The sequence below is a fragment of the Brachybacterium sp. genome (genome assembly GCF_036379615.1).
Lineage (GTDB): Bacteria > Actinomycetota > Actinomycetes > Actinomycetales > Dermabacteraceae > Brachybacterium.
The window spans coordinates 33267-46389 of the sequence record NZ_DASVGJ010000067.1; the positions used below are offsets into that span (position 1 = coordinate 33267).

At 72.3% G+C, this 13123-nt stretch carries 12 protein-coding genes; 3 read left to right on the forward strand and 9 right to left on the reverse strand.

Annotated features, from left to right (window positions below):
- Nucleotides 1–14: 14 nt before the first annotated feature.
- The 5 genes from VF289_RS14395 to VF289_RS14415 all read right to left on the reverse strand — a co-directional run bounded on the left by VF289_RS14395 (nucleotide 15) and on the right by VF289_RS14415 (nucleotide 3915).
- A complete protein-coding gene (locus VF289_RS14395; RefSeq protein WP_330884595.1) occupies nucleotides 15–572 on the reverse strand; it encodes a GNAT family N-acetyltransferase in 558 nt (185 codons plus the stop codon).
- Between the two features lie 27 nt (nucleotides 573–599).
- On the reverse strand, nucleotides 600–2153 hold the full coding sequence (locus tag VF289_RS14400; protein WP_330884596.1) for an HNH endonuclease signature motif containing protein: 1554 nt from the start codon (nucleotides 2151–2153) through the stop codon (nucleotides 600–602).
- 255 nt (nucleotides 2154–2408) lie between these two features.
- Nucleotides 2409–2981 (reverse strand): GNAT family N-acetyltransferase, encoded by a 573-nt coding sequence (locus tag VF289_RS14405; RefSeq protein WP_330884597.1) that lies wholly within the window; start codon nucleotides 2979–2981, stop codon nucleotides 2409–2411.
- On the reverse strand, nucleotides 2978–3511 hold the full coding sequence (locus tag VF289_RS14410) for a GNAT family N-acetyltransferase (RefSeq protein ID WP_330884598.1): 534 nt from the start codon (nucleotides 3509–3511) through the stop codon (nucleotides 2978–2980). Before VF289_RS14410 ends, VF289_RS14405 begins: the two co-directional genes overlap by 4 nt.
- Nucleotides 3508–3915: a GntR family transcriptional regulator gene (locus VF289_RS14415; RefSeq protein ID WP_330884599.1), complete on the reverse strand. Its 408-nt coding sequence runs from the start codon at nucleotides 3913–3915 to the stop codon at nucleotides 3508–3510. The genes VF289_RS14410 and VF289_RS14415 overlap by 4 nt, the downstream gene beginning before the upstream one ends.
- An 85-nt stretch (nucleotides 3916–4000) precedes the next feature.
- Here VF289_RS14415 and VF289_RS14420 point away from each other — a divergent pair, with 85 nt between their 5' ends.
- Nucleotides 4001–6052 (forward strand): hypothetical protein, encoded by a 2052-nt coding sequence (locus VF289_RS14420; protein ID WP_330884600.1) that lies wholly within the window; start codon nucleotides 4001–4003, stop codon nucleotides 6050–6052.
- Here VF289_RS14420 and VF289_RS14425 read toward each other — a convergent pair.
- From VF289_RS14425 to glsA, 4 genes are all read right to left on the reverse strand, one after another.
- The gene (locus VF289_RS14425; protein ID WP_330884601.1) at nucleotides 6049–7458 is read right to left on the reverse strand and encodes a glycosyltransferase; all 1410 of its coding nucleotides are present in this window, start codon (nucleotides 7456–7458) and stop codon (nucleotides 6049–6051) included. The genes VF289_RS14420 and VF289_RS14425 overlap by 4 nt on opposite strands.
- Entirely contained in the window at nucleotides 7455–8285 is an 831-nt protein-coding gene (locus VF289_RS14430) for a DUF5926 family protein (protein WP_330884602.1), read from the reverse strand. Before VF289_RS14430 ends, VF289_RS14425 begins: the two co-directional genes overlap by 4 nt.
- A gap of 148 nt (nucleotides 8286–8433) precedes the next feature.
- Nucleotides 8434–8964 (reverse strand): GNAT family N-acetyltransferase, encoded by a 531-nt coding sequence (locus tag VF289_RS14435; protein WP_330884603.1) that lies wholly within the window; start codon nucleotides 8962–8964, stop codon nucleotides 8434–8436.
- Nucleotides 8961–10019: a glutaminase A gene (glsA, locus tag VF289_RS14440; protein WP_330884604.1), complete on the reverse strand. Its 1059-nt coding sequence runs from the start codon at nucleotides 10017–10019 to the stop codon at nucleotides 8961–8963. Before glsA ends, VF289_RS14435 begins: the two co-directional genes overlap by 4 nt.
- A 33-nt stretch (nucleotides 10020–10052) precedes the next feature.
- Here glsA and VF289_RS14445 point away from each other — a divergent pair, with 33 nt between their 5' ends.
- Entirely contained in the window at nucleotides 10053–12917 is a 2865-nt protein-coding gene (locus VF289_RS14445) for an FAD-binding and (Fe-S)-binding domain-containing protein (protein WP_330884605.1), read from the forward strand.
- Nucleotides 12914–13081 (forward strand): hypothetical protein, encoded by a 168-nt coding sequence (locus VF289_RS14450; protein ID WP_330884606.1) that lies wholly within the window; start codon nucleotides 12914–12916, stop codon nucleotides 13079–13081. The genes VF289_RS14445 and VF289_RS14450 overlap by 4 nt, the downstream gene beginning before the upstream one ends.
- The last annotated feature ends 42 nt before the right edge of the window (nucleotides 13082–13123 follow it).

The window sequence follows — 13123 nt, forward strand, 5'->3', positions numbered from 1 at the left end:
TCACAGGGTAGCTCTCAGGCGCGAGAGCACGGTCCGTCGCCGTTCCCGTCGCTGATCCAGTAGCGGCGCTTGCCGTCGCGGATGTCCTCGAGCTGTCCGCCGGCGTTCTCGATGGTGCGGCGGGAGCCGAGGTTGTCCTCGTCGCAGGTGACCAGGACCGGGCCGATGCCGAGCAGCTCCGCCTCGACGAGCGCGAGGTCGAGCGCGCGGGAGGCGATCCCCTGCCGCCGTGCCGCGGGGCGCACCGAGTAGCCGATGTGACCGCCCTGCTCGAGCAGGGACGGGGTCAGGCGGTGCCGGATGGCGAGGAATCCGAGCATCTCGTCTGTCTCGGCGTCGATGATCCAGCGGCTGGTGCAGTGCACCCAGCCCTCGGCGAGCTCGGTCGCCGGATCCTCCTCGGCGAGACGAGCGGTGACGACGTCGATGACATCACCCTCGGTGACGGGCGGCTGCTGCGGGTCGCGGATACCGGACCCGTCGATCGCCGTGCCGGCGAAGTCGCTGACGCAGTCGAGGTACTGGGCGTACCGGGTCACGGAAGGGGGCACGAGGCGAACGGCACGGGGCATCGGCACAGGATGTCACGCCAGGGAGTCTCAGAACGGTGGATCCGTGTCCCACCGAGCGCGGCGGGCGGCGTCCTCGTCGAGCCATTCCTTGTCGGCACCGGTGTCAATCGGTCCCCATTCACGGTGGATCCGCTCATCCTCGCCGTTGCGCTGCATCTCCTCCATCGCGGTGATCCACCGGTGATGCTCCCAGGACTCCATCATGGCGGTCGCGAGACGGGGCGTGGCGAGGTCCCCGCGTGGCGGTACTCGGGTGGTGACCAGAGGTGGGGAGCCGACCATCCAGGTGGTGGAGCCGTCGGGATCTCGCACGGGGTCGATCCGTCTCTCGGTCTTGAGATCGTGATGTCCCCAGTGCAGCCGGTGGAGGTTGTCGATGCTGGTGGGGCCTCCCCGAGCGGGATGGGCGTGGTCGAACTCCTCGATATGGTCGTTCTCCGCGTCATCGGTGGTCCCCTTCGTGCATCCGGGGACGGCGCAGCGGGGAGCGATCAGCCGCAGGTGCTCGATCATCTCCGGGGTGGGGCGATAGCGCTGGGCCGGGAGCGGGAGGAACTCTCCCGTGATCGGCTCGGTGAAGACCCGGTGCCAGACGGGCTCGGACTCAGCGAGCGCGCGAGCCATGGCGGCGGGCAGCGGGGTCACCCCGCCGTAGGTGGCGGGGGTGTCGTCGAGGCCCATCAGGGTGAGGACGGGGACGACGACGTTGACGCGATGCCGAGGCGCGGGCACCTCGACACCGGCGGTGTCGAGCAGGGTGCGGTGGATGATCGCGTAGCGCAGGGCGGCGAGGGTCATGGCGCTGCCGTCACGGGCGACGTCCCCCTCGAGATCGAAGGGGATCGGGGCCCCGGCCTCGAGCGCTCGGCGCTGCTCGGCCTGGACCGCTGTCGCCGAGGCGTCGATCCGGCGAGCGAGGGCGAGGATCTCGGGGATCGGGCCGGTCACGCGGAGGCAGGCGATGCCGTCGTCGCGCCCGCTGGACTCGATCGCGACATCGCGGGAGTGCTCCGGGCAATGGCGCGGCTCGACCCTTTCGAACCAGGAGACCAGCTGCCGCAGCTCATCCTGGAAACGATCGGCGGGAATGGAGGAGAGGTCCCAGGAGGCGATGTATCCGTCCGCCTGAGAGCGCTGGAAAGGCGTGAGATCACGGACCGCTTTCAGCATCTTCTGGTGCCAGTGCGACGGCATATCCCCTGCGGCGAGCCGATCGAAGGTCTGCGGCATCTCGTCGAACGCGATATGGGCGTCACGGATCCGGTAGGAGGCCAGCGCCGTGGTGGTGCGCAGGGCGATCGCGATCGCGACGCTCCGCTCCTCACGGTCGTCGGCGAGGTCCGGGTCCTCGTGGTCGATCCAGAACGGAACGAGGTCGAGCAGGTGCCGGGCATGGCGCCGGGACTCCTTGCGCTGGACCTCCATCATCCGGGTGATGGCAGCGGCGTCCGCACTGCCGGGCTCGAGCCTCCCCCTCGTGATGAGGGTCGACTCCGTCAGCGCGGAGCGTGCGCGCACCCGGCGCACAGGAGGGGCGTCCGCGACGGGCGCGACAGGGGAACGCGGCATGGTCGCAGTCATCGATTCCACCTCCTCCTCGAGCATCCATCTCGGTGCGGATCGACCCCGGCGGGTCGGGTCCCGCCGTCGCGCTCTGAGATTCCCAGGATTCCCAGAACTCCTGTACTGCATTCTCCGATTTTACCGTCGCGACCTTCTCCCAGCAAGAAGTGCAGGCATTGTGGAGAAAATCTGTGGATAACTCCATTCTGGGGAGGAACGGTCCCGGTCGTCCACATTCACAGTCACCGTCGAAGACCCCTCCTGCCCAGTCGCTCATGGACGCGAGGGTGGTCGTCGATCCTCCGGATCCGAAAGGGTCTGTCCCTGATCCCACCCCTGCTCCGGCCCGATGCGCAGGTCCAGCAGCCAGCGCCGGACGTACCGGTTACCGTCGGCCGGGTGGCGCACGAGGTCCTCCCCCGCGCACGCACCGAGCCGGCGGGCAACGGCCCGCGAGGCATCGTTGCCGTCGGCGATCAGCAGCACTGCCTGCCGCAGGCCGGGGTCGCGACGTGCACGACCCCTCAGGGCCGTGGCGATCTGCGCCCCGATTCCGCGGCCGCGCTCGGAGGCGAGCACCCAGTACGTCAGGGCCGCCTGGCCCCGCGCGAGCCCGGGGGCGAGGCGGTTCAGCCCGCCGCCTCCGAGCAGCCGGCCCGAGGCAGCATCGACCGCCGCGAACTCCTGGAGCGGCCCGTCCTCGTGCCAGAGTTCGCAGCGCTCCAGGAACGCCGCGAGCGTCGGCTCCGTCCACGGCCTCCCGATGATCTCCGCGGCGAGATCCCGGTCCTGACCGGCGAGGATCTCCGTGCCGTGCCGTTGCCCCAGCCGCTCGAGACGGATCACGCCGCCAGGCGCTTCCCCATCACGACCTTCCCCGCAGGGAGCTCTCCGAGGACCTCCCACCCGCGGGCGCGGTAGAGACGGTGCCCGTCGGCGAGCGGATCCGCGTCGGTCTGCAGCAGGGCACGCTGGTGCGGGAGGCCGTTCATCAGTGCGGCGTGCAGCTGGCCGCCCAGGCCCTGACCCTGTCGCGCAGGCCGTACCGCGAGCTCGACGAACTCGAAGTGCGCTCCCACCCACTGCTCGGCGTCCGGTCCCAGGGCGGCGGCGACGCGGTCCGCCCACCACTGCCCCCGCTCCCCGGTGTATCCCCAGCCGAATCCGAGGAGCTCCTCCCCTGCCTCAGCGGTGACCAGCCGGAAATCTGCCCGGGAGCGGTGCTGCTCCCAGAACCTCTGCTTCCAGTCCTGCGGATCCGCGACCGGGCCGAAGGCTGTCCTCCAGACGTCGAGCACGCGGTCCCGGAAGGCTGCTGCGGCCTCGGGGCCATGCATCGCGACACGCACCCCGGCCACAGGAGGGCCGGTCCTCATGCCGCGTCCCCGCCGCTCTTCCCCGCGAGCGCGGCCCGCACCGCCGCGAGGATCTCAACGTCGCGGGCTCCACGGGCGCGGGCCGTCGCGATCGGGCCGACGAACAGTCCGACCAGCACGTCGTCTGCCCGCACCTCGTCGCCGCGCCGCTCCGACTCCGCCAGCCTCCGTGCCACCTGGGCGGCGCCGGGGGCGATCGTCGTGCCTGCCCCGCGGCGGGTGACGATGACCTGTGACTCCTCGAGGAGCTTGTAGACGCGGGCCACGGTGCCGGCGGAGAGGCCGAGGTCCTCGGCGTGGGCGCGGATCGCGGGCAGCCGGTCCCCCGGCCTCAGCTCACCAGTGCGGACCTGCTCGAGGATCTCGCGGCGCACCTGCTCGTACGGAGGATATGGGGGAGACATGGTGACCACGATAGAGCGTGAGGGATCGGTGGAGAGACTGCGCAGGTCAGGGTTCACCGAGAGGTGCGCCCCGTAGCATCGGCATGTGCTCCAGCATCCTCCCTCCCCCGTGCGCCGCACGCCGCTCGCCGTGCTTCTCGCCCTCCTGCTCGGCGCGCTCCTCCTCGCCGGAGCACCCACCGCCTCCGCCGACGATCCCCACGGCCCCAACGATCCCGTGCGGCTCGTCATCGCGACCGCGGGACTCGGGTGGGAGGACATCGATCCGGGCACCACCCCGCATCTGCAGTGCCTCGCCGACCGCTCCGGGGCGGGCGCCATGAACACCACCTCGACCTCGGTCGTCTCCACGAAGCGACAGGGCCTGGAGACGCTGCGCTCCGGGTACCGGGGCCTGGCGGAGGAGGCGCCGCGCACCAGCGGCATCCCGCACCCGGCGAAGGACCAGTGGGAGCAGCTCGACGTGCCGGTGACCACGATGGATCTCGACGGACCGACGTCGGCCGAGGTCACCGCCGGGGACGGGGCACCGGAGGGCCCGTCCGGATCCGCGTACACCGAGATCGCCGACGCCCTCGAGGGAGGCGACCTCGTCGAGGTCATCGCCCCTCCGATTCCCCGCACTCACGGACCCGCCCGCGAGGAGGCGCTGACCTCCCTCGATGCCACCGTCGGTGCGGTTTTCGACGAGCTCGGCGGGTGCGGGGCCGCGGACCTCCCCCGCACGCTGCTGGTCTCCGTCGCGGCGACCGACCCGGAGCATCCGGAAGCGGTCGAGCACCCCGGCGCGGTCGCCTCCCGCACCGCCGGCCTGCAGGTCGCTCTCGACACCGCCTTCCCCGGGCAGGCCCTGACCAGCGGTGCGACCAAGCAGACCGGGGTCGTGGTGCTCACCGACGTGCTCGCCACGGTCCTCACCTCCCACGATGCCTCGGCCGACGGTCTGATCCCCGGCCAGCCCTTCCGCGGCGCCGACCACGCGGATCCGCAGCAGCTGGCGCTGGACCGCTCGCAGGCGGCCGCGCACGTCGACGCCGCGACCGTGCCCGCGCTCGGCTCCTGGTTCCTGCTCGGCGTGATCGGGATCGTGATCCTGCTGGTCCCGCCGCTGGCGCGGCGTCCGCGGCTCGCCGCCGTCGGCCGAGCGCTCGCGGCGATCGCGCCGCTGGCCCTGCCGGTGGGGATGTTCGCCTCGCTCGTGCCGTGGTGGCGGGCGGAGCATCACACGCTGGCGCTGACGGGCGTGGTGTGGGCGGGCTGTGCACTGGCGTCGGTGCTGGTGCTGGCCGGTCCCTGGCGGCATCATCGCCTGGGCCCGGTAGGGGTCTCCTCGGCGCTGGTCGCGCTGCTGATCCTCGGCGAATCCGCGATCGGATCCCGGTTCCAGCTGGGCTCGCCGCTGGGGGCGCAGCCGATCTCCGGCGGGCGCTTCTACGGGCTGTCGAACCATCTCTACGGGATGGTGCTGGCTGCGGTGCTGATGGCGCTGCTGTGCCTGTTCGCGGTGGTGCGCACGCCGCGCGCACGAGTGGTGTGGACGGTGGTCGTCGGCGCCCTGGTCGCGATCGTGTGCGTCGCCCCGTCGATGGGGGCGGACTTCGGGTCGATGCTGGCCACGATCCCCGCCTTCGGTCTGCTGGCGCTGCTGGTCTCCGGGACCCGGCCTCGGCTGTGGCACCTGCTCGCCCTCGGGGCCGGCGGCGCGGTCGCCGTGCTGGGAGTCTCGTTCCTGGACTGGCTGCGACCGCCGGAGGACCGCACGCATCTGGGGCGCTTCATCGATGAGCTGCTGAGCGGCGAGCTGGTCTCGGTGGTGGTGCGCAAGCTGGCCCAGAACATCGCGATGGCCACCGGCTACTGGGCTCTTGCCCTGGTGCTGGTGCTCGCCGTGCTCGCCTCGATCGCGATCCTGATGCCGCGGCGGCTCCGCTGGCGGCGGCTCGCGGCGCTGGACGTCGAGCATCCCGCCTCGTACCGGGTGCGAGTGGCGCTCGTGGTGGGCGCCTGGGTGGGCTATGCGGCCAACGACACCGGGCCGGTGCTGGTGGCGGCGATGCTCGGGATCTGGCTGGCCTACCTGCCGGCGGTGCTGCCCGCGCCACAGGCAGCCGCGGACGCGGCGCGGGAGAACGCCTAGCTGTTCCCGCCGTTCTCGCCGCTCCCGCCGTTCTCCGCCTCGACCGCGGCGTGCACCACCAGCGAGGTGTACTCGTCGGCGCTCAGCGGCGTGGGGATCGAGTCCGGGATCGTGGGCTCCCCGATCTCGAGGTGCGAGGCGATGATCACCGCATGCTCCGGGGCGAAGCGCTCCTGGACCGGTGCGTCGTGGAGCCGGACGGCGAGGACCTCGAGGTCGGTGCCCGCGAGGAAGACCACGTCATCGGGGGCGAAGTCGCCGTCCACGGGCAGGTCGCGCAGCAGGGCATCGAGCTGCGCGACGTCGACATCGCCCAGGGCACGGGTCTCGTCGTCGGAGAACTCACCGTTCACCGGCAGGTCGGCGAGGGTCGCGCGGCGCTCCTGCGCCTGCTCGGCCCGCTCGACACGCTCGGACTCCGCATCCCGCTCGGGGACGACGGTCCACGTCTTCTGCTCGTCGTGGTCCGCCGCACCGGTCGGCAGCGGCGACGCCGACGGCTCCGGCTGCGGCACCGGCACGGGCGGCTCCGTCAGGGCCTGCGGCGGCTCGGAGGGCGAGCCCGCGTCGCCGTCGAGGTCCGGGGCGAGGTGGCGCTTGCGGGCGAGGGCCCGCACCACGTCCCGCAGCTGGGCGGCGCGGTGCAGCTGACCGCGCAGGTCCCTGCCGGTGGCGCGGTGGTGGAGCGCGGCGGAGATCTCCTTGACCCAGAACCCGGAGGTGAGGGCATCGATCGTCAGGGACGTCTCCACGCCCCAGCCGGCGGCGAGCGGGAGACAGGCCTCCCAGGTCTCACGGGTGATGCAGCGGGTGCCGGACAGCGGCTGGGTGGGCTCCCATCCGGTGGCGCGCAGGATGCCGCGGCGGGCGGTGCGCACCACGATGCCCATGCCGGTCGCACCCTCCTGCGGAGGCAGCAGGGCGATCGCCATGTCCACACCTTCACCGAGCACCGCGTCCACGAGCGGCTGCGCGGCCTCGGCGGAGCCGGCCATGTCGGCATCCAGGAACAGCAGGGCGCGGGGCACCGTCTCGGAGCCATCGATCACCGGCAGCGGGCCGGTGTGCCCGGCCACCCGCGGCTCGGCGTGCAGCTCCTCGGAGAAGCCCTCCCCGCCGTCGGCCCGTTCGGCGCCCTCCCGGATCGCGACCAGCTGAGCACCCGTCGCCATCGCGGCGGCCTTGCCGCGGTTGGACTTGTGCCGCACCACGAGGGCGTCGGCCCCCATGGCGACGGCGGAGGTGGCGTCGGTGGAGCCGTCGTCGACGACCACCACCAGATCCACCCCCGCGATCCGGCGGGCGGACTCGATGGTCGCCTCGATCCGCTCCGCCTCGTTCTTGGCGGGGATCACGACGGCGACCTGCTCGGGACGGTGCACCGCCAGCGGCCCCGCGGTGCTCATCGCAGGGTCACCTGGCGGGCGACGATGCCGCCGCGCGCCCGTCGTTCGAGAGTGGACAGCGGCTCGGTGGAGGCGAGCGCCTCCTCGAAGCGGGTGCGGAACGCCTCCGCCTCCGCCTCGACGCCCTCGGCCCCGTACCCCTTGGGCAGGTCCCAGACCGGGATGGTGAGGCCCTCGGCCCGGAAGGAGCCGACGTACTTGGTGCCCTCGCCGATGCCGGACTCGCGGCGGGCATGGAGGCGACTGACCGCGTCGATGACCTTCTCCTCGTCGGCGTCCAGCACCCAGCGCAGGTGCTCCTTGGCGCCGGCGTCGACCCAGTACCCGTGGGCCAGGCCGGTCACCGGGCGAGTGGGCATGATCGAGTCGTTGGCCTGGCTGATCGCACGCTCGATCTCCCCGGTGCGCTCAGCGCTCGGGTCGAGCCAGAACTCGAAGGTGTCCTGGACCTGGATCTCGAAGCCGCCGTCCAGGTCGAGGACGTCCTGCAGACGGGGTGAGTCCTCGTCGAGGGTGACAGCGGTGATCGGACTGCCGGGATCGAGGGCGGCGGCGAGCCTCACGGCCTGGCCGAGGCCGCGCGAGAGGTCGTTGCCGGGGAACGGCGCCTGGATGCCGACGGTGAGGGATCCGTCCGTGCGTCGCACGGCGGGCCAGGCCATCGGCAGGATCGTGGCGAGCTCGACGTCGAGGGAGCCGTACTCGGCGGTGGTCTTCGCGGCCATGGTCGCCGCCGGGATCAGCTGGCGCATCGCCACCAGATCCTGCTCGTTCGGCAGGCCCTCGAAGGGGCGACGGACCAGGTCGTTGCTCGTAGGGGAACTCATGGGGGGGAGTCTACCGATCTGTCGGCCCACCTCGGGGGATCTGCGCCGTCGACGACCCGCACGGCGTCAGCGCGGCGCCCACGCGGCGATGACGCGATGACGCGGCGATTGCGCGCTGAGGACCTGTGTGCGCTCTCGCGATAGGTCCTCAGGGCGCAATCGTGCCGCCGGGCGCAGCGCGGAGCTCGGCAGCGCGGCGCTCCATCAGCAGCTCGGCGTCGTCCTCGGGGTTCCGGCCGATCACCTCGAAGCCGCAGCTCTCGTAGAGCCGGCGGGCGGGCAGGTTCGTCTCGACGACGGCCAGGAGCAGCCCGGTCTGCGGAGGGTGCGCGGCGAGATGCTCGACCGCAGCAGCGACCAGGACGCGCCCGACGCCGCGGCCACGATGCTCCGGGGCGACCCACACGGAGATCAGCTCGGCGCGTGCTCCGGGGCCGTCCCCGTGCACGGGATCGTCGCCGAACAGGAGACGCCCCATCGCGGCCGGGACACCGTCGACCTCCACCACGAAGGGGACCTTCGGCCAGCTGACCCCCTCGCGCCAGTGCGCCTCGGTGTCACGGTCGCGGATCTCGGCGAGCGTGCTCCCGAAGGCCCAGGGGGCATCCGCCAGGGCGCGCAGCCGCAGCTCGCGCCAGAGCCGCCACTCGTCGGGCGCGAGCCGCCGTGACCGGATCACCAGTGCGTCCCCGCCTCCATCAGCTCCTGCGCGCACTCCTCGAGGTCTCGGGGCTCCACGCCGTCGAGCATGTGGAGGGCGAAGTCGGTGCTGAGGCGCTCGAAGAAGAGGGTGCCGCGCACGGAGTTGCCGTGCAGGTCCAGCTGCGGGGCGTAGCTGGCGACCCCGAAACGGGAGGGCAGGGCGGCGATGATGCCGCCGCCCACGCCGGACTTCGCCGGCAGGCCGACGTCGCTGACCCAGTCGCCCGCGTTGTCGTACATCCCGCAGGTGAGCATCACCGAGAGCACCTGGCGCGCGGCGACCCGGGAGAACACCTTCTCGCCGGTGAGCGGATTGGTGCCGCCGGAGGCGAGGGTCGCGGCCATCACGGCGAGGTCGGTGACGGTGGTGAGCACGGAGCAGCCCTCGATGTAGCCGCCGACCACGTCGGCGGCGTCCTCCGACATGGACCCTGCGGCACGGAGGATGTAGGCGAGGGCGAGGTTGCGGTCCGCGCTCTTGAGCTCCTCCCGCCAGGTCTCCTCGTGCGGGGCCAGCACGCGCCCCGCGGAGGCGTCGAGCACCGCCCGCAGCCGCTGCGTGCGCTCCTGCTTGGTGGTGCCGAGCATCGCGTGGGTGCGGATCGCACCGATGTTGACCAGCGGGTTCTTCGGCTTCTTGGTGACGGGGTCGAGGCTGAGGGCGTTGAACTCCTCCCCCGTCGGCTCCTCGTCGACGATCGTGTCCACGTAGTCCATGCCGTGCAGATCGATCGCCGCGCCGTAGGCGAAGGCCTTGGAGATCGACTGCATCGGGAAGCTGTGGTCGGTGCCCGAGGCGGTGATCTCCCCCTCGATGGAGCACAGGGCCACGCCGAGGTGGTCCTCCTGCGCACCGGAGAGGAAGGAGAGGTCGGGGATGTCGCCGTCGTTCTCGACGTCGCCGGTGATCCCGCGATCGAGCTGGACCGGGTCCGTCTCCGCGTCCTCGGGCGCGACCGAGGACGCCGCCGTGGACAGAGCCGTGGTGAGGCGGTCGAAGTAGAGGGACAGGGAGGTCTGGTCGCTCGTCACGCCTCGACCGTACAGGCTGGGATACCGTGAGGCATGGCCGCTCCGCCGCTGCTCGACACCGATGTCGTCGCCCGTCACACCCTCGCGCACGATGCCTCGCACTACCTGCTGCTGCCCGAGGCGGTGACCGCTCCCGCCGACGAGGCCGAGGTGGTCGCGCTGCTGCGGCAGGCGACGCGGGAGCGCCGGCCGCTGACCTTCCGCTCCGGCGGGACCAGCCTCTCCGGCCAGGCGCAGAGCGATTCGGTGCTGGCGGACGTGCGGCGGCACTTCCGAGCGATCGAGGTGCTCGATCACGGCGAGCGCGTGCGGGTGGGTCCGGGGGCGACGCTGCGCCAGGTCAACGCCCACCTGCTGCGGCACATGCGCAGGCTGGGCCCGGATCCGGCCTCCGAGATCGCCTGCACGATCGGCGGCGTGATCGCGAACAACTCCTCCGGCATGGCGGCGGGGATCGCGGAGAACTCCTACCGCACGTTGGAGTCGCTGCGCTTCGTGCTGCCGACGGGGACGGTCGTGGACACGTCCCTGCCCGGAGCCGATGAGCGCCTGCGGCGCGAGGAGCCGACGCTGCGCGAGGGCCTGCTGCGGCTCATGCGGCAGGTGCGCAAGAACGCCGAGGCCGCACGCGTGATCACCGAGCGCTTCGCCCTGAAGAACACGATGGGCTACGGGATCAACGCACTGCTGGACTTCGAGACTCCGGCCGAGGTGCTCGCCCATCTGGTCGTGGGCTCCGAGGGCACCCTCGCCTTCGTCTCCTCCGCGGTGTTCCGCACGGTGCCGATCCAGCCGCACATCGCCACCGGGCTGCTGGTGATGCCCTCGCTCGCCGCCGCGACGGCTGCGCTGCCGGAGGTGGTAGGTGCCGGGTTCGCGACGGCGGAGCTGATGGACGCCCGCTCGCTGCGCGTCGCACAGGAGCTGGCCGGAGCGCCGCAGGAGATCCTGGGGCTCGCCGTCGAGGGTCATGCGGCGCTGCTGGTGGAGCATCGGGCGGATCAGCCGGAGGCGCTCGCGCAGCGTTCGGCCGACGCCGACTCCCTCGCCGCCTCGCTCGGTCTCGCCGCCCCCTTCTCGATGACCACCGATGCCTCACGCCGGGCCGCCATGTGGACCACCCGCAAGGGCCTCTACGCCGCGGTCGCCGGGGCCCGGCCGGCCGGCTCCACGGCGCTGCTCGAGGACGTGGTGGTGCCGGTGCCGACGCTCGAGGCCACCTGCCAGGGCCTGCAGGGTCTGTTCGACGCACACGGCTACGCCGAGTCGGTGATCTTCGGGCACGCCAAGGACGGCAACATCCACTTCCTGCTCAACGAACGCCTCGGCGAGGGCGGCGACCGGCTCGAGGCGTTCACCGAGGACATGGTCGAGCTGGTGCTGGGCCACGGCGGCAACCTCAAGGCCGAGCACGGCACCGGGCGGGTGATGGCCCCGTTCGTCGAGCGGCAGTACGGGCCGATGCTCTACGGCGTGATGCGGGAGCTCAAGGCGCTCGTGGACCCGGCCGGGATCCTCAACCCGGGCGTGGTGCTCACCGATGACCCCTCCGCGCACATGCGGGATCTCAAGCCCGTGGTGGGGATCGAGGAGGAGGCCGATCGCTGCGTGGAGTGCGGCTACTGCGAGCCGGTGTGCCCCTCCAAGGACCTCACCCTCACGCCGCGGCAGCGGATCGTGCTGCGGCGGGACGCGCGGCGCGCCGAGCAGCGGGGGGACCTGGAGACGGCGAGCGCGATCCGAGCGGCGTACGAGTACCAGGGGCTGGAGACCTGCGCGGTCGACGGGATGTGCGAGACGGCGTGTCCCGTCGGCATCAACACCGGGGACCTGGTGCGGCGGCTGCGCGCGGAGGATGTCGCCCCTGCCGCAGAGTCGGCCTGGAAGGCGGCGGCAGGGAGCTGGGGTCTCCTCACCCGCGGGGCGTCTGCCGCGATGGGCATGGCAGGGGCGATGCCGTCGGCGCTGCCCCGAGCGGCGACCGAGGTGGGCCGCGCCGTGCTGGGGGCTGAGATGGTGCCGCAGTACCGGCCGGAGCTGCCGCGGCGCGGTGGGTCGGTGCGCCGGGCGGGCGGCCGCGGGCGGGCCTCGGCCGACGTCATGGCTGTGTACCTCCCGGCCTGTGTGCACACCATGTTCGGGGCCGCGGAGGAGCGGCTGCGGCAGACCACGGGTGGCTGCGGCGGGAGCTGCAGATGCGGGTCGGCGGGTGCTGCGCCGGCTCCCGCGGACTCGTCGGCCTCGACCTCTCCCTCGGGGGCCCGCGGCGTCCCGGCCTCCCTGGCCCTTCTCGCACAGCGCGCGGGCGTGCGGCTCGCCGTGCCCGAGGATGCGGCGTCGCTCTGCTGCGGCACCCCCTTCTCCTCGAAGGGCATGACCGCGGGGAAGGAGACGATGCGTGAGCGGGTCCGCACCGCTCTGCGGGAGGCGAGCGAGGAGGGCCGCCTGCCCGTCGTCGTGGATGCGTCCAGCTGCACCGAGGGCATCCTCGAGGCGATGGCGGGCACCGGTATCGAGGTGATCGACGCGATCACCTTCGTGCGGCGGCACCTGCTGGAACGGCTCGAGATCGGCGAGCGCACCGGCTCGGTGACCGTGCATCCCACCTGCTCGACCACGCATCTCGGCGCGACGGGCGACCTGCTCGCGATCGCGGAGGCGGCCGCCGAGGAGGTGGTGGTGCCGGTGGACTGGGGCTGCTGCGGCTATGCCGGTGACCGCGGCATGCTGCACCCCGAGCTGACCGCCTCCGCCACCGCCGCGGAGGCCGCCGAGGTCGCCCTGCGGGAGACGGACTGGTACGTCTCCGCGAACCGCACCTGCGAGCTGGGTCTGCAGGCCGCGACCGGGAAGAGCTACCGGCACGTGCTCGAGCTGCTGGCGGCGATGACGCGATGAGCATCGTGGAGTGGCGACATCCGGTGCGCCTGCCCTGGTCCCACCGCAGCCTGTACGTGCTCGCGATCGGGGTGATCGTCGGCGTCGGCCTCGCGGTCATCGCCTTCCACGTGGCGGAGCTCCTGCACCACCGGAGCACGTCCAGGAGGCGCTCGCAGCACTGAGGACGCCTCCCCGGCCCGCTGTCATGACCCACCGGTAGTCTT

Excerpts from the sequence above, each read along its gene's own strand:
- VF289_RS14450 (WP_330884606.1), top strand. The coding sequence starts at position 12,914 with ATGAGCATCGTGGAGTGGCGACATCCGGTGCGCCTGCCCTGGTCCCAC.
- VF289_RS14395 (WP_330884595.1), bottom strand. The coding sequence starts at position 572 with ATGCCCCGTGCCGTTCGCCTCGTGCCCCCTTCCGTGACCCGGTACGCC.
- VF289_RS14410 (WP_330884598.1), bottom strand. The coding sequence starts at position 3,511 with ATGAGGACCGGCCCTCCTGTGGCCGGGGTGCGTGTCGCGATGCATGGC.
- VF289_RS14430 (WP_330884602.1), bottom strand. The coding sequence starts at position 8,285 with ATGAGTTCCCCTACGAGCAACGACCTGGTCCGTCGCCCCTTCGAGGGC.
- VF289_RS14445 (WP_330884605.1), top strand. The coding sequence starts at position 10,053 with ATGGCCGCTCCGCCGCTGCTCGACACCGATGTCGTCGCCCGTCACACC.
- VF289_RS14400 (WP_330884596.1), bottom strand. The coding sequence starts at position 2,153 with ATGACTGCGACCATGCCGCGTTCCCCTGTCGCGCCCGTCGCGGACGCC.
- VF289_RS14415 (WP_330884599.1), bottom strand. The coding sequence starts at position 3,915 with ATGTCTCCCCCATATCCTCCGTACGAGCAGGTGCGCCGCGAGATCCTC.
- VF289_RS14425 (WP_330884601.1), bottom strand. The coding sequence starts at position 7,458 with ATGAGCACCGCGGGGCCGCTGGCGGTGCACCGTCCCGAGCAGGTCGCC.